Below are 20,703 nucleotides of genomic sequence, written 5' to 3' on the forward strand. Positions count from 1 at the left end.
ACAGCGTGTTTGCCCGTCTCCACACCCTCTCGGCCGCCTCGCGCGACACTTTCTGGCGCTCGCTGAAAGCGCTGGGCGCGACCCGCATTGTGATCGCCCTGGTCTTGCTGCTGTATTTCAGCGCCGGCCGGCTGTCGACCCCTGAACTGTCGGCCCAGGTATGCAGCGCTTACCTGTTGGCGGCCGCCGCGATGCAGTTGCTGGCGCTGCGTTGGCGCCGCCACTTCATGCTGCAGCTGATGTCGCAGGTGGCCTGCGACCTGACCTGTATCTCGCTGCTGTACCTGGCGTCCGGCGGGCTGCGCTCCGGCCTGGCCATCCTGTACCTGTTCCCGCTGGCCGGCTGCGCCATCCTGGCGCCGCTGGTGCTGTCGCTGTTCAGCGCCTCGCTGGCCACGCTGTTCATGCTGGCCCACAGCACCTACCTCGCCATTTCCGGCGGCGAGTCGCAGGTGCTGCAGGCCGGCCTGTACGGCGTCGCCTGGTTTGCCGTGGTGCTGATCGTGAACCGCATGGCGGCGCGCCTGATCGGCCAGGAAGAGCTGGTGGCGCAGCGCGGTATTGAAATCGGCGTGCAGCAGGCCGTCAACCGCCTGGTGATCGCCCATTCGGCCGACGGCATCGTGGTGGTGGGGCCGGACGGCACTATCCATATGAGCAACCCGGCGGCGCAGCAGATGCTGGGCGGCGCCACGCAGATGCTGGACGGCACGGCGCTGCAGCCGCTGGCAATCGCCTACGAGGCCTGGCGCAGCGACCCGCAGCAGGCCAGCGCCTTTATCACCATCAAACCGTTCGACGACCCGGAACAGGAGGATTTGACAGCCGCCTGGAATTCACGGCGCGACGTGGCGCTGCATTTGAAGTTGCGTTTTGCCGCCGCCGACACCAACGGCCTGGATGTGGAGCGCAACGTGATTTTCCTGGAAGACGTCACGGGCATCGAGGAAAAGGCGCAGCAGCTCAAGCTGGCCTCGATGGGCCGCCTGACAGCCAGCATCGCGCATGAAGTGCGCAATCCGCTGTCGGCGATCGGCCACGCCAATTCGCTGCTGGAAGAGGATTTGCAGGCGCCGGTGCACAAGCGCCTGCTGAAGATCATCAGCGACAATGTGGCGCGCGTGAACCGCATGGTGGAAGACATCCTGCAGCTCTCGCGCAAGGCGCAAAGCCACCACGAACCGATGGAGCTGGAAGCCTTCCTCAACGAGCTGAAGGCGGAGTTCGACGAGACCCATAAGCTGGAGCGCAAGATCGTGTGCCTGGGCGGCATGCGCCAGGTGATGGTGCGCTTCGACCCCTTGCACCTGCGCGAAGTGCTGATCAACCTGCTCAACAACGCGGTACGCTATGCCAGCGGCACGCCGGCCAGTATCCGCGTCTTCATCGTGCAGGTGGCCGGCCGGCCGCTGGAATTGCACGTGCAGGACGATGGCCCCGGTATTTCGCCGCAGGTGCGGGCCCACCTGTTCGAGCCGTTTTATACAACATCGAGCAAAGGCACGGGGCTGGGCCTGTATCTGGCGCGCGAATTGTGCTTGAATAACGAAGCCATGCTGGATTACGAGCACCGTTTCGAAGCCAGCGTGACAGAGGGCGGCGCGCGCAAGTCGAGCGGCCGCTTTGTAATTACATTTGCGAAAAACACATGACTTCTCCACGTGTCCTGGTCGTTGACGATGAAGCCGACCTGCGCGAATTGCTGGAAATTACCCTGCTGAGGATGGGGCTGGACGTGGACAGCACCGAAACCCTTCAGCAAGCGCGCCAGCTCTTTGCCGAAAAAGATTTCCAACTGGTGCTGACCGACATGCGCCTGCCGGACGGCCTTGGGCTGGACCTGGTGCGCGAGGTGTCGGCCAGCGGCAAGAACATCCCGATTGCGGTGGTCACGGCCTTCGGCAGCGCTGAAAATGCCGTGGTGGCGCTGAAGGCGGGTGCTTTCGACTATGTCAGCAAGCCGGTGCAGCTGGAGCAGTTGCGCATCCTGGTGCAGTCGGCCTTGAAGGTCAGCGACAGCGCCCCTGCGGCGGCCCCGGCGCGCGGCCAGCCGCAAAGCCGGCTGCGCGGCGGTTCCGCTGCGATCCAGGCCCTGCGCGCCCAGATTGCCCGGCTGGCGCGTTCCATGGCGCCGATTGCCATCAATGGCGAATCGGGCAGCGGCAAGGAACTGGCGGCGCGCGAAATCCACGCCCAGAGCTCGCGCGCGGACAAGCCCTTTATAGCCGTCAACTGCGGCGCCATACCGGAAGCGCTGATGGAGGCGGAGTTCTTCGGCTACCGCAAGGGCGCTTTTACCGGCGCGGCCGACGAGCGCGATGGCTTCTTCCAGGCTGCCAATGGCGGCACCCTGATGCTGGACGAGGTGGCCGACCTGCCGCTGGCCATGCAGGTCAAGCTGCTGCGCGCGATCCAGGAGCGGCGGGTGCGCAAGATCGGCGCCACGGCCGAAGAGCCGGTCGACGTGCGGATCATCTCCGCCACCCACAAGAACCTGGAAAAGCTGGTGGAGCAGGGCCTGTTCCGGCAGGATTTGTTCTACCGCCTGAACGTGATCGAGCTGCGCCTGGCGCCGCTGCGCGAACGGCTCGATGACCTGGATGAGCTGGTGGAAGCGATCCTGGCGCGGCTTGGCAGCTTTGAGCACAAGGTGGTGCTGGCGCCTGGCGTGCTGGATGTATTGAAGGGCTATTCTTTCCCGGGCAATGTGCGGGAGCTGGAAAATATCCTGGAGCGCGCGCTGGCGTTCTCCAACGATGGCGTGATCTCGGCGGAAGACCTGGCGCTGAAGGGCGGCAGCCTGGCCCCGGCCGCGCCAACCGCCTCACTGGCCGCCGCGCCAGCGGCTGCGCCGGCCGCTCCCGCCGGCCCGGCAGCGGGCCAGCCGGCCAGCCCGCTGCCCAGCACGCCAGCGGCGGCAAGCGTGGCGGCCGAAGCCCCGCTAACGGAGGCGCCTGCCGGTGAGCCGGCCATGCCGCCGTTGCCGGTGTTCGACGTCCTGCCCAGCAACCTGCCGGCCTACCTGGAGGCAGTCGAGCGCGACATCCTTACCCGCGCCCTGGCCCAGACCAATTACAACCGCACCCAGGCCGCCCAGCTGCTGGGCATCAGCTTCCGCCAGCTGCGCTACCAGATGCAGAAGCTGAACATCCAGGATCCGAGCTAGCCAATCGGGCGGCGGGGCAGCCGCCGCCCGATTGGTCTATAATCCCGGTCCGCCGCTAAAAACCCCATCTTTGCTGTAGCGTTTTCGCCAACGCACAACTCTGTGCTGCGTTGCAACATTGCTTATTAAATCAGCAGGGAAAAAGCAGTGTTAGTGCTTGCTCACCGTCGATCGCCTGTAGCGATGGGGGATATCAAAAGTCAATAAGAAATCGTGGTCTAAACGAAAAAATTTCACCTTGTACGATCCGGATCCCGTCACTACAATTAGTGGACAGAATTCGATGGTTCACTAGATATAGTGGTCATAAACAAATACTGAATACGCGGAGCATAAATGCAATCTAATCAAGATATTTCCACCACGCAGGCGCCTCACGTGCCTGTTTCCGCTGGCGAAACTGCCGGCGGCGTCGCTGTTTCCGCTAGCCAACTGGCCGACTACCGCATCATCCGCCGCAACGGCGCCGTGGTAGCTTTCGAGCCATCCAAGATCGCCGTGGCAATGACCAAGGCTTTCCTGGCAGTGAACGGCGGCCAGGGTGCGGCGTCCGCCCGCATCCGCGAACTGGTGGAAGAATTGACCCAGAAAGTGGTGACCGCGCTGATGCGCCACCAGCCAACCGGCGGCACCTTCCATATCGAAGACGTGCAAGACCAGGTTGAACTGGCCCTGATGCGCTCCGGCGAACACGATGTGGCGCGTTCCTACGTGCTGTACCGCGCCAAGCACATGGAAGAACGCCGCCTGAAGAAAGAAGCTGCCGGCGCCGCCGCCGCCGCTGAACCGCAGATCAACGTCACCGAGAACGGCGTTGCCCGTCCGCTGGTGATGCAGGAAGTGCGCGACCTGATCGGCGCCGCCTGCAAGGGCCTGGAAAAGCACGTCGATGCCGACGCCATCCTGGCCGAAACCGTGAAAAACCTGTACGACGGCGTGCCGGTCGAAGAACTGCACAAGTCCGCCATCCTGGCTGCCCGCGCGCTGATGGAAAAGGACCCTGCGTACTCCCAGGTGACCGCCCGCATCCTGCTGCACACCATCCGTAAGGAAGTGTTCGGCAAGGAAGTGCCGCAAGCCGGCGCCGCCGCTGCCTACATCGAGTACTTCCCGCAGTACATCGCCAAAGGCATTGCCGCTGAACTGCTGAACGAAGAACTGGGCAAGTTCGACCTGGCCAAGCTGGCCAAGGCCCTGGTGGCCGACCGCGACCTGCAGTTCGGCTATATCGGCCTGCAAACCCTGTACGACCGCTACTTCCTGCACGTGCGCGATGTGCGCATCGAAATGCCGCAGGCCTTCTACATGCGCGTCGCCATGGGCCTGGCCCTGAACGAAAGCGACCGCGAAGCGCGCGCCATCGAGTTCTACAACCTGCTGTCGACCTTCGACTTCATGTCGTCGACCCCGACCCTTTTCAACTCCGGCACCCAGCGTTCGCAGCTGTCCTCCTGCTACCTGACCACCGTGTCCGACGACCTGGAAGGCATCTACGACGCCATCAAGGAAAACGCACTGCTGGCCAAATTTGCCGGCGGCCTGGGCAACGACTGGACCCCGGTGCGCGCACTGGGCGCCCACATCAAGGGCACCAATGGCAAGTCGCAAGGCGTGGTGCCGTTCCTGAAAGTGGTGAACGACACCGCGGTGGCAGTGAACCAGGGCGGCAAGCGCAAAGGTGCAGTCTGCGCCTACCTGGAAACCTGGCACATGGACATCGAGGAATTCCTCGACCTGCGCAAGAACACCGGCGACGACCGCCGCCGCACCCACGACATGAATACCGCGAACTGGATTCCGGACCTGTTCATGAAGCGCGTGATGGAAAAATCGCACTGGACCCTGTTCTCGCCGTCCGAAACGCCTGACCTGCACGACAAAGTCGGCAAGGCCTTCGAAGAAGCCTACGTCGGCTACGAAGCCAAAGCCGCTGCCGGCGAAATCCGCGTGTTCAAGAAGATCGAAGCGCTGGACCTGTGGCGCAAGATGCTGTCGATGCTGTTCGAAACCGGCCACCCATGGATCACCTTCAAGGATCCGTGCAACATCCGTTCGCCGCAGCAGCACGTGGGCGTGGTCCACAGCTCGAACCTGTGCACCGAGATCACCCTGAACACCAACGAAGACGAAATCGCCGTCTGCAACCTGGGTTCCGTGAACATGCCTGCCCACATGAAAGAGGGCAAGATCGATCACGTCAAGCTGCAGAAGACCATCCGCACCGCAATGCGCATGCTGGACAACGTCATCGACATCAACTACTACGCAGTGGAGAAAGCACGTAACGCCAACATGCGCCACCGTCCGGTCGGCATGGGCGTGATGGGCTTCCAGGACTGCCTGCACATGATGCGCGTACCGTACGCCTCGATGGAAGCGGTGCAGTTCGCCGACACCTCGATGGAAGCCGTCTGCTACTACGCCTACCTGGCGTCGACCGAACTGGCCGAAGAGCGCGGCAAGTACGAGTCGTACGAGGGTTCCCTGTGGTCGCGCGGCATCCTGCCGCAAGACTCCGTGCGCCTGCTGGCGGAACAGCGCGGCGGCTACCTGGAGCAGGACCTGTCGTCCGCGATGGACTGGACCCCGGTACGTGAACGCATCGCCAAGTTCGGCATGCGTAACTCGAACTGCGTAGCGATCGCCCCGACCGCCACCATTTCGAACATCATCGGCGTGTCGGCTTGCATCGAACCGACCTTCCAGAACCTGTACGTGAAGTCCAACCTGTCCGGCGAATTCACCGAGATCAACGCCTACCTGGTGCGCGACCTGAAAGCGCGCGACCTGTGGGACGAGGTGATGATCGCCGACCTGAAGTACTTCGACGGCTCGCTGAGCAAGATCGACCGCGCACCGCAAGACCTGCGCGATATCTACGCCACCGCGTTCGAAGTGTCGCCAAGCTGGCTGGTGGAAGCCGCATCGCGCCGCCAGAAGTGGATCGACCAGGCCCAGTCGCTGAACATCTACATGGCAGGCGCATCCGGCAAGACCCTGGACGAAACCTACAAGCTGGCATGGCTGCGCGGCCTGAAGACCACCTACTACCTGCGCACCATCGCTGCATCGCACATGGAGAAGTCGACTTCCCGTACCGGCGCCCTGAACGCCGTGTCCGCGAACGTGCCGGACGCCCCGGCGGCAGTAGCTGCCGAGCCAGATGGCGCCGCCTGCTACCTGCGTCCTGGTGACGACGGTTTCGAGGAATGCGAAGCCTGCCAGTAATACAATAGATACATCGTTAAAACCGGCAAAGCAGTGTCAGACCCGCAGGGTCTGACACTTGCTGAGCAAAGTTCGCGGCTTGAAAAGTATCGCCGGCCGTTGAGCAGACGGTGTCTGACCCTGCGGGTCAGACACCGGTTTACCGGTTTAAAAAAGTAAATCAAAGAGGAAAAAACAAATGCTATCCTGGGACGATGAAGCCGCGGCCGCCCCGCGCCAAACCCCACCACAGGGCGCCACAGCCGAAGCCAGCGCCGACCAAGTCGCACTGCGCGTGAACGCCGACGACAAGCGCGTCATCAACGGCCAGACTGACGTCAACCAGCTGGTCCCATTCAAATACAAATGGGCCTGGGACAAGTACCTGGCCGGCTGCGCCAACCACTGGATGCCGCAGGAAGTGAACATGCAGCGCGACATCGAGCTGTGGAAGAACCCGAACGGCCTGTCCGAAGACGAGCGCCGCCTGGTCAAGCGTAACCTGGGCTTCTTCGTTACCGCCGACTCGCTGGCCGCCAACAACATCGTGCTGGGCACCTACCGCCATATCACCGCTCCCGAGTGCCGCCAGTACCTGCTGCGCCAGGCGTTTGAAGAAGCGATCCACACCCACGCCTACCAGTACATCGTCGAGTCCCTCGGCCTGGACGAGCAGGAGATCTTCAACGCCTATAACGAAGTAGCGTCGATCCGCGACAAGGACCAGTTCCTGATCCCGTTCATCAACGTGCTGACCGAACCGACCTTCAAGACCGGCACCCTGGAGACCGACCAGCAGCTGCTGAAGTCCCTGATCGTGTTTGCCTGCCTGATGGAAGGCCTGTTCTTCTACGTCGGCTTCACCCAGATCCTGGCGCTGGGCCGCCAGAACAAGATGATGGGCGCCGCCGAACAGTACCAGTACATCCTGCGCGACGAATCGATGCACTGCAACTTCGGTATCGACCTGATCAACACCATCAAGCTGGAAAACCCGCAACTGTGGACCCCGGCCTTCAAGGAAGAGATCAAAGCCCTGTTCCTGGAAGCTGTCGAACTGGAATACCGCTACGCCGAAGACACCATGCCACGTGGCGTGCTGGGCCTGAACGCAGCCATGTTCAAAGGCTACCTGCGCTTTATCGCTAACCGCCGTGCGACCCAGATCGGCCTGGAAACCCTGTTCGACCAGGACGAGAATCCATTCCCATGGATGTCGGAAATGATCGACCTGAAGAAGGAACGTAACTTCTTCGAAACCCGCGTGACCGAGTACCAGACCGGTGGCGCGCTGAGCTGGGATTAATCTCGCATCGTCGTCCGATGCCATTCGTCATGTGATGAATCCAAAAGGCCTCTTGGTGAGAATCAAGGGGCTTTTTTTAGGTTCTTCACGGATTACCGGGAAACGCGGCTTTGATCTTCAAGAAGAAGAATTCGGAGTCGCGATACCCATAAGCCATCCGCTTCATTACCTTGATCCGATTGTTAATCCCTTCAAGCTGTCCGGTATGCATTGGCCAGTGCATCCGGGCCAGAATGCCTTTCCAGTACAAAGCAAGACGTCTGGCAAAGCGCTTTAGAGGTTCGATTGCACTGGCTTTTGCCATGTGCTGCCATGATCTCCAGGCGGCGCGCCAGCACCAGGGATTGGTAGGCTGCCAGAGTTCTTTCAAGCTTGCCTTCATTACGTAGACGGTCATTAGAGCTTGGTTTGCCTCGAGAAGTTCGGCCAACTTGGGAGCTTGATCTGGCGGTACGTTGCCTGGATTGCGCAGCAGCAGCCACCGCGCTCGCTTCACGTACTGACGGCCCGCTTTGTCGTCGCGCAGCCGATTTGCCTCATCGACCCGTACTCGATCAATGACCTCGCGACCATATTTGGCGATGACATGGAACAGGTCGTAGACGACTTTGGCCTGGCGGCAATGGCATTTCACTTCCAGATCGAAGGCGGTGTTCATATCCATGGCCACGGCACGGATACGCCGGCAGCGCTCGGGACCTAACCACGCAAAAAACGGTCGAATGGCCTCTCGACTACGCCCTTCACAGACCCAGATGACGCGTCGAGTGTCAGCATCTAGTACGACCGTGGCGTAGCGATGGCCTTTAAACAGGGCAAATTCATCCATGACCAGCCTGGTTGGCTGGGGTGGCGGCAATGCCGCCACCCTACGTTCCAGGTCTTGGCGATGAATTTGATGAACCGTGCCCCAGTGAAGGCCGGTAAGTTGGCAAACATGGGCGATTGGCAGCTTCTCACTCCATTGAGCGACGAACTCCGCCAAACGGCGTGACACCCGAGCATGGCGATCCAGCCAGCTGATTCGCTGGGTGCAACAGCGGCAGCAGGTCGCGCAGCGCAATCTATTGACTGCAATAGTGAGAAACACAGGCAATCCCGCCATCGGCAAATCACGCACCGTACGCCATGTGGTTTCATGGATGCACGATGCACTGGCTCCGCAGTGGGAACAAATCAGCGCGTACGCAGGATCAGCTGCCAGCCTTACTTGCAACTGATTGCCGACGACATCCAGAGAGGAAACGAGAAAGCCTTCCCAGAATGGGAGGCTGAGTCTATGATTTGACATGAGAGCAGTGGGTTGGTTAGTGGGTTTGGTCGCACAAACACAATAACTCTTCCTTACTGCTCTCTTGCGTTTACAGCTCGGTCATCCCGGTAATCCGCGATGAACCTTTTTTTACGATCACGTACGCATTGTTTCTGCCAACTGCCAGCGCGTTTCGCCTGGCAGGAGCAGCCAGACGTGCTTCCAGGCGTTGCGCGTACAACCCGCTAACTGGTTCACTAATTGTGCAGGCGATACTTCTGCGCCGTTGTGATGAATGTGATCGCCATCAACAGTGGCGTGAAAAATCTTGCGCCGTATCGCGATGCGGATCCTCGTGCCGGACGGCAGGAAAAGTGATTTCCATTGATAGCCTCCTTTCAGCACATCACCATCGTTGGTCAGTGCAGTATTTTGCTTTGCAATCCAGTCGGAGATAGCGCGGCCAGCGACGTCGGCAAGTTCCTCGGTCACGCGCCGGCCGTCGAGGAATTCGCTAAGATCGTTGAAGGTTTGAAACGGTACCGGTATGTCGATCAACTCTCTCGTTTTCGGCTCCTTGGCAACACTACGCTTAAACCTGCTCGATTCGTCACGAAGTGGCTAAAAGTTGCTTATTGCCGCCTCGATTGCGCTCATTTGATGCTCGTTTTTTCACGAAACTGCTCATTTTTGCTTAACGTTGCTCAGGCCATGGCGTGAATCTTGCTGGGCCAAAACGAGCGGAATTAAGCAAAATCGAGGCAAAAAGTGCAGTGAACGAGCAGAAATGTGCAGCAAATAAGGCACAATTAGCAGCCATATGAAACTTCGAGCAGGATTGAGCAGCTTTAAGCACGGCGCCCAGAAAAGGACTGGGTGTACACAGGGGAGATTGGACAGCGCCATCGGGAGCAAAGTTCCTGATCAACGTCAATGAATTCGAATACGTAGGGCTGAGCGTGCGGCAAGCAGGATATCCCCGTTCCGATCCACTGCGATGGAGCGAATCCATGTTGAGCACTGCTCCGTTGGAAGCCGTACCAGGCCGGGCAGGGGACCCTCCGGTGTTCCGATGAGCGTTGTGACTTCGCCGGAAGCTGTCACTTTGCGGACGGCGCAGTCCTGGTCGACCACCAGGAAATCGCCGTTATGATCGGCAGTGGCTGCCGTCGGTCCACAGAAGCGCGCGTTTTCGCCGCTTCCATCAACCATGCCGCACTCGCGGGGTTTTCCCGCAAGATGCTTGAGTTGCCCATCTTCGAGCAGGAAGACCGCGCCGTCGTTGTCGACGACCAGTACCTGGCCTCTTTTGTTTACAGCTATTCCATCGATAGTGGGGATCTGGTTGCCGTCATAGGAGTGCTCCGAGTTACGCAATAAAGTCCGTTGTCCGCTGGCGTCTACTTTCCATATTTCGCCAACTAGCCCTGCGGTGAGGTAGATGCTTCCATCGCCGTCCACTGCGAGACCCGTGATAGAAGAGTGGATGCGAATTTTTTCGATTGCTTCCGCCTGTGTGAGCAAACCCACCACATGGTCCAGAATGCAGCCGTCGCCATCCGCGCCATTGCTTGCGTAGACATTACCCAGCCTGTCTATACCTACGAAGTCTGGAACGAGAAGCGATGCTACGACTTCGAGTTCGGGACTCGTTCCGTTGAGGCGAAATACCTTGCCTTCGCCATTGAAAATCAAGTAGACCGAACCGTCGTCGGCGGCGGAAATCGCTGTGGCGTAGCCATCTCGTTCGGCAATCGTTTCGATGGTCGGCTTGGGCGGAAGCGGGGCGGGCCGCGTGGCGGGGCCGAAAATGCTTGCGACCGCCAGCACGGTGGCAAGGCCGATGTAGCAGGCAGCAAGTTCAACTCGGGTGCGCACGGCTGAAATAAAGCCTTCCTTAACTTTTGTATAATTACGCGCCTATTAATATTGCCACTATACAACATGGAAGAAGCAACCACCACAGAACAGCCAAAGCGCGCCCGGAAACTGGGCCGCATTGCCGTCTACATCTTTGCCGCAGTCGGCCTCCTGTTTTCGGTGTTCATCGCCGTCATGGCGCTGCGCGAACCGCCGCCGGAAACCCACACCATCGACGCCGCCGAAGCCATCGAAGGCGTCATGACGCGCAACTATGGCAAGTACTCGGAGACCCAGCGTGGCTGGCTCTATGTCGATGAGGAAAGCCACAGGACCTATCTCGTCACAGTGGTACAGCAGAAGAAAGTCGAGGGCAAGGAAGGCGACGAGCTCTATCTGGTCGCCAGCGGTAATGCCGTCGAATCGAACAGCGGGTCGGACTCGTTCTACGGCGTTTTCCAGCTGCGCTACCGTGACGGACAGCTCTACGAATACAGCGACCCGCGCCGTCCCAGCGGCGTCGATCCGGTTACTCCGGAACGGGTGCATTTTGAAGCCTTGAGCGCCCATGTGTGGGGCTGGGTGGTCAAGACCATCTCCACCGAAACCGGCGAGGGCGAAGAGTTCACCACCACGCAGAACGTCGTCCTGGCACCGCGCAACGAACAGATCGCCGTGCTGACCGAGTTCAATGCGGCTTTCCAGGTCATCGGGGCAGGCGATTGCAAGGAAACCGAGCGCCGCTACGCCGAGTGGGAAAAGGCACAGGGTGAGAAGAAGGCTGCGCCAGCCGAGGGAGATGGCGCGGCGGAAACCGCCGCCGAGGAAGAGGGCGATGCCGAAGAATTCGTGCCGCCGCGTTGCACCCAGCTGGCATGGTCTTATCGTACCGACCCGGTGACCGATTCGACCTTCACCCCGCTGTACATCACGCGCAAGCCTGGCATGCAGGGCGGCGCCCAGACCGAGGCGAAAACCTGGAAAGTGATGTTCGATCCGAAAAGCTACACCTACCTGATGCCGGAAGAGCTGAAGAACGTCGGCTCGTGAGCCGCAGCGGCGCCTAACGGAACTGGGCCAGGATCCGCGCGAGCGTGCCATCCCTGATGGCGGCCGCAATGGCGCGGTTCGCGTCTTCCAGGCTGAGGTGGCCCTTGCGTGAGACCGCGCAGCGGGTGGTGAAACTTGCCGCGGGCAGGGGCGGATGCAACTGCAGCGGTATGGTGCGCAGGCGCTGCCGGTACTCGAGCACGCCGCGCGCAATCAAGATGTGGTGCACCCTGCCGCGCGCGAGTTTCTCGAGGTTGGTTTCCATATTGGGCGAATCGTCCCGCACAAAGCCTGCACCCAGGATCTTTTCGATTTCCGGGTGCTGGTAGCCGAGGATGGTGCCGATGGCCTGTCCGCTCAGCTCAGCAATGGAGTGCGGTTGCGGCTGGCTGGCAGCGGTGACCAGCACTTCCTCCGCCGTGAACACCGGCTCCGTCCATAGATAATCCCCTTCGATCCATTGCGGCGTATAGCCGCACAGGATGTCGGCCTCGCCTTGCTGCAGCGCCCTGGCAATGCGCTTGCGCGGCAGCAGCAGGAACCGCAGCTCGCGCCCGCTGCCGCGCGCCAGCGCCTCTCCCAGCATTTTGTGCACGCCGTCCACCAGGCGGCCATTTTCAATGCGCGACATGGGCATATCGGCGGCACGGTCGACCAGCACGACCAGCTCGCCGCACCATCCGTATGGTGCAGACAGCAGCAAGCTGGCGAGTGTGAGCAGGCGCAACGATTTCATACGGAGCAGTCGCGAGGGTACAGATTGAGTTGTACAGCATTGTGTGCAATGATGACACGCAAATTGACATGAAGGAATCCATGCTGCTACGCACGTTTTTCTGTCTTTTCCTGCTCGCGCTTAGCCCGCTGGGCCACGCCCAGCAAATGGCGGCGCCACCGGCCAAAACGCAGGCAGCGGCTGCGCGGCTCGCTGTCGGTAACCGGACCGTATTCGTGTTCCGCGCAATGCTGAGCGGCTATTCCCCACAAGACCGTGCCGAGGCTGCGGATAAGCGCCTGGAACGCGCGCTCGCGCAAGGCGGGCCGCAGCAGGCCAGCATTCGCTCGATTGCCGAAGGCACGCAAGTCCTGCTCGATGGTTCACTGCTGTTCCTGGTGTCGCCCGGCGACGTCAATGCCCTGGCAGGCGATACCACCGATCTTCTGGCCCATGAAAGCGCGGCGCAACTGGGCAAAGCACTGTTGGAACGCCGCGAGCAACGCAGCCCTGCCTACATTGCTCAAGCACTTGCCCTGTGCGCCCTGGCCAGCGCTGCGCTGGCCTTTTTCCTTTGGCTGCTCGCTGCACTGCGCCGCCAGGCCCGGCGCCGGCTGGAGGCGATCCTGGGCCGGCGCCTGGCGCAGGTCCGGGTGCGCAACGTGCGCATACTGGACGCCGAGCACCTGGTCCATTTCATGCGGCTGGCCATGGACGTTGCGGTCTGGTTCCTTGGATTGCTGGCGGCATATGTCTGGCTGGCCTTCGTCCTGGCGCGGATTCCTTTTGCACGCAACTGGGGCGAGCGCCTGCAGCAGTTCCTGCTCGATACCGCGGCAGATATCGGCAGCAATGTTGCCGGCGCCATTCCCGGCCTGCTGCTGGTGGCCGTGATTGCAATCCTGGCCCGCCTTGCCAGCGCTACGCTGGCTTCCGTGTTCAAGCGCATCGAAAGCGGCGAGCTGCATTTCGGCTGGCTTGATCGCGATACGGCCGTGCCCACGCGCCGGCTGGGAACCGTGGTGATCTGGCTGTTTGCGCTGGCCATGGCCTACCCCTACCTGCCCGGCTCGCACACGGCGGCATTCCAGGGCGTGACGGTGCTGGCGGGGCTGATGCTGTCGATCGGCGCGTCCAGCATCGTCGGCCAGGGCGCTGCCGGCCTGATCCTGATGTACACGCGAGCGCTGCGCAAGGGCGACTATGTCAGCATCGGCGAGGTGCAGGGCACCGTGCTGGAGTCGGGGATCTTCGATACCAGTGTGCGCACCGGCTTGGGGGTGGACGTGGCAATGCCCAACGCCTGGGTGCTGTCGAATACGATCAAGAATTACTCGCGCGCCGTGCCGGGCGCCTACGTACTCGATACCACCGTGACGATCGGCTACGACACGCCCTGGCGCCAGGTCTACGCAATGCTGGAGGAGGCGGCTGCGACAACCGAAGGCATTGCTGCCGAACCGCGGCCGTATGTGATCCAGAGCGCACTGTCCGATTTTTACATCGAATATAAGCTGGTCGCATGTTCGGTGTTGAGTTCGCCCAGCAGCCGTGCCGGGCTGATCAGCCTGCTGCACCAGAAGGTGGTCGACGTCTTCCATCGCGAAGGGGTCCAGATCATGTCGCCGCACTTCACACAGGAGCCTCGGCAACCGCATATCGTAGCGCCCATAAGGCAATGGCCATGCGCTTTCGTGCCCTCATCTTCGCCGTCCTGTGGATCTTGAGCGCCGCTATGGTTCGGGCCGGGTCGCCGGTGGTGATTCGCGTTGCGGCGCCAGTCGATTCCGAACCCAAGTTCGTGTTGCAGGGGACTGCGGTCGCCGGCAGCTGCATCGATATATTCCGGGCAATCGAAAGGCTGGATCCTGGGCTCAAGTTTGTCGGCGACCGGCAATGGATGCCGCTCAAGCGCATCGAAGCACTGATTGCCGGACGCAAGCTTGAGGCGGATGGCGTGGTCCTCGTTAACGCAGGAAGCGGGGCGATTGCGGCGCTTAAAACAGCCGGCAACCTGAAGCTAGACAGTACGGCCAATACCAGCGCACAGAACATCGACAAGCTGCTGGCGGACAGGGGGCGCTTCTTCTATTACCGCATTCCCGGCCTGGATGCGGAAATCAGGAAGGGCGGGCATGGACGCCAGGTGCGGCTGCTGCCCGCGGTCTTCGACACGCAGGTCTTTTACATGGTGCTGGGACGGCATCTCGACCAAGAGACCGAGGGCAGGATCGCGCTGGCGCTAAGCCGGCTTGACGAGCATGGCGACCTGAAACAAATCGCGGAAAAGTGGTCCGCTTACTGATGGTGGTATCATGAACGGCCAATTACATCATGTTGTGATATAACAATGCCGTCTCCACCAGATTCGCTGGCCAAGGCCGACTTCATGGCCCTGTCCGAATTCCGCTACCAGATGCGGCGCTTCGAGCGCTTCTCCGAAAACGCCGCCCAGGCCGAGGGCATCACGCCGCTGCAGTACCTGCTGCTGCTGCATATCAAGGGCTTTCCCGGGCGCGACTGGGCCACGGTCGGCGAGCTGGCCGAACGGCTGCAAGCGCAGCAGCACGGCGTGGTCGCCTTGCTGGGCCGCTGCGAGGCGGCGGGGCTGGTGCAGCGCCGCCCCCATGTGCAAGACCGGCGCCGGGTCGAAGTCCACCTGCTGGCTGCCGGCGAAGAGGTGCTGCTGCGCCTGGCGGCCATCCACCGCGCCGAACTGCAATCGCTGCACGGCGTATTCACTGTTCCCAACCTGCCGCAAAAATGATGAAACCGTACGACCCGCGCCGCGACTTCAGCGGCGACGCACGCCTGTTGCAGATCGGCGCCATGGCTGCCTTTATCGGCATGCTCAGCACAGGCACTGCCTGGCTGCTGCTGAAAGCGATTTCGCTGTTCACCAACCTGTTCTTCTTCCAGACCCTGTCGACCGCGCCGCAATCGCCGGCGGCCCATGCGCTGGGTCCCTGGGTCATTGCGGTGCCGGTCATCGGCGCGCTGGCGATCGGGCTGATCGCGCGCTATGGCTCGGAGCAGATCCGCGGCCACGGGATCCCGGAGGCGATCGAGGCCATCCTGTTCAAGCGCAGTGCGATGTCGCCCAAGGTGGCGCTGCTCAAGCCGCTGGCATCGGCGATCGCGATCGGCAGCGGCGGGCCGTTTGGCGCAGAGGGCCCGATCATCATGACGGGTGGCGCGGTCGGTTCCTTGTTCGCCCAGCATTTCCATTTGAGCGATGCCGAGCGCAAGACCCTGCTGGTGGCGGGCGCGGTGGCCGGCATGACGGCCGTCTTCGGCACCCCGATTGCAGCGCTGCTGCTGGCGGTTGAACTGCTGCTGTTCGAACTGCGCCCGCGCAGCCTGCTGCCGGTCGCCATTGCCTGCGCCGTGGCCGGCTTCCTGCGGCCGCTGCTGATGGAAGCCGGCCCGCTGTTCCCGCAGCAAAGCCCGGTGCTGCCGCCGGTGGCTTTGCTGTCCTGCGCTGTGGCCGGCGTGCTGTGCGGCGCCATGGCGTGGCTGCTGTCGACCGCCCTGTATCGCGTGGAAGACGGCTTCCATAAGCTGCCCATTCACTGGATGTGGTGGCCGGCGCTGGGCGCCCTCGCCATCGGCATCGGCGGCTATTTCCAGCCGCGCGCACTGGGTGTCGGCTACGACGTGATCGGCGACCTGCTGCAAAACCATCTGGCCGCCGGCGTGGTGGCGACTCTGCTGGTGGCCAAGGCAGTCATGTGGCTGATCGCGCTTGGTTCGGGCACCTCGGGCGGCGTGCTGGCGCCTTTGCTGATGCTGGGCGCGGGCCTGGGCAGCGTGCTGGCGCCGTACCTGCCGGGCGGCTCGCCTGCGGTCTGGCCGCTGGTTTTCATGGCAGCCACGCTGGGCGGCATGATGCGCGCACCGATCATGGCCACCGTGTTTGCCTATGAACTGACGCATGACGCCAACGCGCTGCTGCCGGTATTGGCTGCTTCGGTAGTGGCGTATGGCTTTACCGTCATCACCATGCACCGCTCGATCCTGACCGAAAAGATCGCCCGCCGCGGCCACCATATTTATCGCGAATACGGCATCGATCCGCTGGAGCGGCATAGCGTGGAGGAGGTGATGACGGCCACTGCGGTGTCGATCGAGGCCGATGCGCGGGTGGTCGACGTGCTGGCCTCCCATTTCGGGACGTCGCAGCGCCACCGAGCCTACCCGGTCACCAGCAAGGGCAAGGTGCTGGGCATGCTGGATCGTGCGACGCTGGAGCAGGCCAGCCACGCGGTGCACGTGCGCGAACTGTATGGCGTGAACGCCCCGATCGTGGCATTGCGCGGCGAGACTTGCCGCACGGTGGCAGTGCGGCTGGCGGTGCACGGCCTGGAACGCTTGCCGGTGGTGGCCGATGCCGCCAGCCGCCAGCTGGTGGGCGTGATCAGCCGCAGCGACATGATCAAATCCTCGCTTTCACTGGACAACGAGGAGCACCGGCGCCACCGCTTCCGGCGCTTTACGCTGCGCCCCTGATGGCCCCGGGGCTCCGCTAGCTCAACAGTGCGAGCAAATTTCTGCAATGCTGTTATCGTTTTCGTTTTGATAATTATTGCTGCACAAAAACCCGATGCGGACCGAACTCCTTACCCAGCTTTATGCTGGCGTGGCACAGTTTTCCAGTGCCAGCCGTTTGTACGAACTCAAGCTGGAATCGGAGGGCGAGTATGGCTCCGGCGGCCTGCTGGTGGAAGCCTTCCTGGCCGATGACGCCTTGCAGGAGGTTGCTGCGCGCGAGCTGATCGTGCTCTCCACCAGTGCCGGCATCGCGCTGCAAACGCTGCTTGGCCAGCGCGCTTCGCTGCAGGCCAGCCTGCCTGACGGCAGCCGGACCAACTTCCATGGCTACATCAGCGGCGCCGCCATGCTGGGCAGCGAGGGTGGCCTGGCGCGCTATCGGCTGCGCCTTACCCCGTGGCTCTGGCTGGCGACCCAGCGCCGCAGCAGCCGGGTTTGGCAGGATAAAAGCGTGGCCGACATCATCGATGCCGTCTTCGCGGAATATTCCCCGCACGCCAAATGGCAGTGGAGCGACGACGCGCGCAGCGCCATGCAGTCGGTTCCGCCGCGCAGCTACTGCTGCCAATACCGCGAGTCCGATTACGACTTCGTGCGCCGCCTGCTGACCGAGGAGGGCATCGGCTGGCGCTTCGAAGACGGCGAAGAAGAGCAGACCATGGTGCTGTTCGCCGACAGCACGATCAAAGAAGCCGCGCCGGAAGATGCCAGCAGCGCCGCCGCTGGCGGCTTGCGCTACCACGCCGCACGGGCCGGGGAGCAGCAGGACAGCATCCAGTCGCTGCGCACCGGGCGCAGCTTGATCAGCGGCGCAGTCGCCGTGACCAGCTACGATTACAAAGCCAAGAAGGCGGTCGGCAAGACAGTGCCGACCCGCCTGGACAACTTCGGCAAGCATGCGCATTTGCCCGAGAGTTTCGACTATCCCGGCCAGTATTTTTACGCCGATGGCGGCGAGGCCGAGCGCTATGCCACGCTGCATATGCAGGCGCTGGAAGCGCACAGCCAGCTATGGCAGGCGCGCTCCACCGTGCGTACACTGCGCGCCGGCACCCGTTTCACCCTGACGCAAGGTCCGTTCGATGCCGCAGCCGGCAGCGAGAACTTTGTCGTGCTGCGCGTGGTCAGCGTCGGCGTCAACAACCTGCCGGTGGCGCTCAGGCAGGGGCTGGCCGAATTGTTCGGCCCTGTGCCGGAATTGCTGGAAGACCTGGGCGCGCCGCTGGCCGGCCTGCCGGAGGACTTCAGCGCCACGCTGGAGCAGGCCGCAAGCAGTGGATATGCCAACGGCTTCACGGCGCTGGACGCGGCCTTGCCATGGCGGCCCCTGCACGCCGGCGGCGAAGGGCGCCAGCATGCCAAGCCGACGGCGCTGGGCTCGCAAAGCGCCATCGTGGTAGGCGCCGATGGCAATGACCGCCCAAACGGCGCGGACGAAATCTACTGCGACAGCCTGGGCCGGGTGCGCATCCGCTTCCATTGGCAGGACCAGGCCGATGCTACGTGCTGGGTGCGCGTGGCGCAGCGCCTGGCCGGTGGCGGCATGGGCAGCCAGTTCCTGCCGCGCATTGGCCAGGAGGTGCTGGTGCAGTTCCTGGAAAACGATATCGATCGTCCGCTGGTGATCAGCGCCCTGTACAACGGCCAGGGTGAAGGCGGCGTGCCGCACACGCCGGGCGGCGAAGCGCGCGAACAGGGGGCGGATGCCTTCGGGCAGGCGCATGACCACGCCGTTTCGGGGCAGGGCAACCTGGCGGGCGGCCATAGCCCGGCATGGCACGGTGCGGCAGGCGGCAGTCCCGGCCACCGCAATGCTGCGGCCCAGTGGGGCGTGCGCAGCAAGGAATTCGGCGGCGAAGGCTATAACCAGCTCCTGTTCGACGATACCGACAACCAGGGCCGGGTCCAGATGCGCACCACCATGGCGGCGACTGAACTGAACCTGGGGCACCTGGTGCACAGTGCCGACAATTTCCGCGGCAGCTTGCGCGGCCAGGGCGCGGAATTGCGCAGCGATGCCTACGGCGCGGTACGCGCCGGCGCCGGTTTGCTGGTCACCAGCTACCGCATCCAGCATGGCGCCGGGCAGCGCGATCCGGCCGGCGACAATGCGGCCGGCATCGCGCTGGTCAAACAGGCGGTCAAGCTGGCGCAGACCTTCAGCGATGCGGCCGTCAAGCACCAGACGGTCGGCATGGCCGCCCACCTGGGCGCCCGCAAGGCCAAAGCCAGCGCGCTGGATGCGAAGGAGGCGCCGTTGCAGGCGCTGCTGACGTCCGTTTCCGGCATGGTCGGCGAGCGCCATCTCGATGCCGCGCACAACGACGCCGGCAAGCGCAAGACAGCGCCGGGCGCCGGCCAGTTGCCGCATGTCAGTGATCCGCTGGTCGCGATTTCGGCCAAGGACGGCCTGGCGATGACGGCGGCCAGGGACTTGCAAATCGCGGCAGGCGAGGTGGTGGTTGTCGCCAGCGGCCAGGATAGCCAGTTCGCCACCGGCGGCCAGCTGCGCGTGCACACTGTGCAGGCGCTCGGCGTGCTGGGCGGCGTGGTCGGCCCTGGCGAGCAGGATATCGGCGTGCAGCTTATTGCCGCCCGCGATCCGGTCGACGTCCAGGCCCAGGCCGGCGCCTTGGCTGTGCAGGCACTCGGCATGGTCGACGTGAAGAGTTCCAACGCCCACATCGACTTTGCCTCGGCCAAGAAAATCAGCCTGTCCACTGTGGGCGGCGCGAATATCACCATTGACGGCGGCAACATCACCATCCAGTGTCCCGGCAAGATCACGGTCAACGCCGGGAAAAAATCCTTTATCGGGCCCGCCCGCAGCAATTACCCGATGGCCTCCTTGCCGCGCTCGGAAATGAAGATCAAGAAAAAGTACGCTTTCTCGTCTTAAATTGTTTAGTTCAAGTGATTATTAGTCCCCCGTTTTTGCCGACGCGCCCCGACAATGCCGATGATGCCAGTTACGTGGCTGCCGCGATGCCACCGGCGACAGTCAACTGCCCTGCCAGTAGTGTTCCAGAAGGTAGCTTCCCGGTCAGCCTGAACCTGGGCTGGCACGGCGGGGTGCACCTGCACGCGCCAGCCCAGGCGAGTGCCGCCTTGCCGGTGTGCGCCATTGCCGATGGTGAGATTGTTTATGCCCGCCGCCCGACCAGGCCGGTTGCCGAGCCGACCCACGCGTTGAATTACAACCCCTATGGCGATACACCGTCATGGACCGATGACGGCATGCTGATCGTGCGCCACCGCACCGAGATCGGTGCCGGCGCGAATGCCGAGGATATCGAGTTCTATTCCGTGTTTGCTCACCTGTCCGAATTGCGCGGCAACGCACTTACGGTTGCTGGCGGTGGCGCCACTACCGCGCAGCGACGCATTTTCCGCAAGGATGAAATCGGTCTGGCAGGGCGCATCTATAACGCCGCAGACCATATTCATATGGAGATCGTTTGCGATGACGCCAATCTCAATAAACTGGTCGGACGCCGAACCGGCACGCTGCCGCTGACTGCCGATGGGCGCGGGGATGCCGTGTATGGCGAGGTATATTTCCATGTTCCGGCCGGCGCGGCCCTATACGGTGGTGA

Annotated in this window: 14 protein-coding genes; 10 read left to right on the forward strand and 4 right to left on the reverse strand. The window is 62.3% G+C overall.

Going from position 1 to position 20,703, the window contains the following annotated elements; genetic code table 11:
* The first annotated feature begins 5 nt into the window (after positions 1–5).
* The 4 genes from ASD07_RS10690 to ASD07_RS10705 all read left to right on the forward strand — a co-directional run bounded on the left by ASD07_RS10690 (position 6) and on the right by ASD07_RS10705 (position 7,679).
* The gene (locus ASD07_RS10690) at positions 6–1,652 is read left to right on the forward strand and encodes a PAS domain-containing sensor histidine kinase (RefSeq protein ID WP_055929240.1); all 1,647 of its coding nucleotides are present in this window, start codon (positions 6–8) and stop codon (positions 1,650–1,652) included.
* Positions 1,649–3,166: a sigma-54 dependent transcriptional regulator gene (locus tag ASD07_RS10695; RefSeq protein ID WP_055929243.1), complete on the forward strand. Its 1,518-nt coding sequence runs from the start codon at positions 1,649–1,651 to the stop codon at positions 3,164–3,166. Before ASD07_RS10690 ends, ASD07_RS10695 begins: the two co-directional genes overlap by 4 nt.
* Before the next feature lie 336 nt (positions 3,167–3,502).
* Positions 3,503–6,394, forward strand: coding sequence for a ribonucleoside-diphosphate reductase subunit alpha (locus tag ASD07_RS10700; RefSeq protein ID WP_055929245.1), 2,892 nt, complete (start codon positions 3,503–3,505; stop codon positions 6,392–6,394).
* Positions 6,395–6,572: 178 nt separating this feature from the next.
* Entirely contained in the window at positions 6,573–7,679 is a 1,107-nt protein-coding gene (locus tag ASD07_RS10705) for a ribonucleotide-diphosphate reductase subunit beta (protein ID WP_055929249.1), read from the forward strand.
* Positions 7,680–7,764: 85 nt separating this feature from the next.
* On the opposite strand, the gene ASD07_RS10710 is transcribed toward ASD07_RS10705, so the two are convergent.
* The 3 genes from ASD07_RS10710 to ASD07_RS10720 form a co-directional block, all read right to left on the reverse strand.
* The gene (locus ASD07_RS10710) at positions 7,765–8,970 is read right to left on the reverse strand and encodes an ISL3 family transposase (protein WP_082507257.1); all 1,206 of its coding nucleotides are present in this window, start codon (positions 8,968–8,970) and stop codon (positions 7,765–7,767) included.
* Positions 8,971–9,087: 117 nt separating this feature from the next.
* The gene (locus ASD07_RS10715; protein ID WP_055929255.1) at positions 9,088–9,489 is read right to left on the reverse strand and encodes a hypothetical protein; all 402 of its coding nucleotides are present in this window, start codon (positions 9,487–9,489) and stop codon (positions 9,088–9,090) included.
* Positions 9,490–9,861: 372 nt separating this feature from the next.
* Positions 9,862–10,809, reverse strand: a complete 948-nt coding sequence (locus tag ASD07_RS10720; RefSeq protein ID WP_055929258.1) for a hypothetical protein — start codon at positions 10,807–10,809, stop codon at positions 9,862–9,864.
* A 66-nt stretch (positions 10,810–10,875) separates the two neighbouring features.
* Here ASD07_RS10720 and ASD07_RS10725 point away from each other — a divergent pair, with 66 nt between their 5' ends.
* Positions 10,876–11,841, forward strand: coding sequence for a hypothetical protein (locus ASD07_RS10725; RefSeq protein WP_055929261.1), 966 nt, complete (start codon positions 10,876–10,878; stop codon positions 11,839–11,841).
* Between the two features lie 13 nt (positions 11,842–11,854).
* Here the strand turns inward: ASD07_RS10725 and ASD07_RS10730 are convergent, their stop codons facing one another.
* Positions 11,855–12,577, reverse strand: coding sequence for an ABC transporter substrate-binding protein (locus tag ASD07_RS10730; RefSeq protein ID WP_082507258.1), 723 nt, complete (start codon positions 12,575–12,577; stop codon positions 11,855–11,857).
* Positions 12,578–12,657: 80 nt separating this feature from the next.
* Here ASD07_RS10730 and ASD07_RS10735 point away from each other — a divergent pair, with 80 nt between their 5' ends.
* The 5 genes from ASD07_RS10735 (at position 12,658) to ASD07_RS10755 (ending at position 20,006) form a co-directional block, all read left to right on the forward strand.
* Positions 12,658–14,283 carry a mechanosensitive ion channel family protein gene (locus ASD07_RS10735; RefSeq protein ID WP_229207117.1) on the forward strand — a complete coding sequence of 542 codons (1,626 nt, stop codon included), beginning with the start codon at positions 12,658–12,660 and terminating at the stop codon, positions 14,281–14,283.
* Positions 14,241–14,861 carry a hypothetical protein gene (locus tag ASD07_RS10740; protein WP_055929270.1) on the forward strand — a complete coding sequence of 207 codons (621 nt, stop codon included), beginning with the start codon at positions 14,241–14,243 and terminating at the stop codon, positions 14,859–14,861. The genes ASD07_RS10735 and ASD07_RS10740 overlap by 43 nt, the downstream gene beginning before the upstream one ends.
* Before the next feature lie 45 nt (positions 14,862–14,906).
* Positions 14,907–15,323: a MarR family winged helix-turn-helix transcriptional regulator gene (locus tag ASD07_RS10745; RefSeq protein WP_055929272.1), complete on the forward strand. Its 417-nt coding sequence runs from the start codon at positions 14,907–14,909 to the stop codon at positions 15,321–15,323.
* Complete coding sequence (locus ASD07_RS10750) at positions 15,323–17,065, forward strand: chloride channel protein (RefSeq protein WP_055929274.1); 1,743 nt, start codon at positions 15,323–15,325, stop codon at positions 17,063–17,065. Before ASD07_RS10745 ends, ASD07_RS10750 begins: the two co-directional genes overlap by 1 nt.
* A gap of 94 nt (positions 17,066–17,159) precedes the next feature.
* Positions 17,160–20,006, forward strand: coding sequence for a type VI secretion system Vgr family protein (locus ASD07_RS10755; protein WP_055931739.1), 2,847 nt, complete (start codon positions 17,160–17,162; stop codon positions 20,004–20,006).
* Positions 20,007–20,703: the final 697 nt, after the last annotated feature.

It is taken from the genome of Duganella sp. Root336D2 (assembly GCF_001425005.1).
Taxonomy (GTDB): Bacteria; Pseudomonadota; Gammaproteobacteria; order Burkholderiales; family Burkholderiaceae_D; genus Rugamonas.

Bases quoted from the DNA above. Each gene is read 5' to 3' on its own strand.
- ASD07_RS10700 (WP_055929245.1), top strand. From the start codon at position 3,503: ATGCAATCTAATCAAGATATTTCCACCACGCAGGCGCCTCACGTGCCT.
- ASD07_RS10710 (WP_082507257.1), bottom strand. From the start codon at position 8,970: ATGTCAAATCATAGACTCAGCCTCCCATTCTGGGAAGGCTTTCTCGTT.
- ASD07_RS10735 (WP_229207117.1), top strand. From the start codon at position 12,658: ATGCTGCTACGCACGTTTTTCTGTCTTTTCCTGCTCGCGCTTAGCCCG.
- ASD07_RS10740 (WP_055929270.1), top strand. From the start codon at position 14,241: ATGCGCTTTCGTGCCCTCATCTTCGCCGTCCTGTGGATCTTGAGCGCC.
- ASD07_RS10695 (WP_055929243.1), top strand. From the start codon at position 1,649: ATGACTTCTCCACGTGTCCTGGTCGTTGACGATGAAGCCGACCTGCGC.
- ASD07_RS10730 (WP_082507258.1), bottom strand. From the start codon at position 12,577: ATGAAATCGTTGCGCCTGCTCACACTCGCCAGCTTGCTGCTGTCTGCA.
- ASD07_RS10745 (WP_055929272.1), top strand. From the start codon at position 14,907: ATGCCGTCTCCACCAGATTCGCTGGCCAAGGCCGACTTCATGGCCCTG.
- ASD07_RS10750 (WP_055929274.1), top strand. From the start codon at position 15,323: ATGAAACCGTACGACCCGCGCCGCGACTTCAGCGGCGACGCACGCCTG.
- ASD07_RS10755 (WP_055931739.1), top strand. From the start codon at position 17,160: ATGCGGACCGAACTCCTTACCCAGCTTTATGCTGGCGTGGCACAGTTT.
- ASD07_RS10725 (WP_055929261.1), top strand. From the start codon at position 10,876: ATGGAAGAAGCAACCACCACAGAACAGCCAAAGCGCGCCCGGAAACTG.
- ASD07_RS10705 (WP_055929249.1), top strand. From the start codon at position 6,573: ATGCTATCCTGGGACGATGAAGCCGCGGCCGCCCCGCGCCAAACCCCA.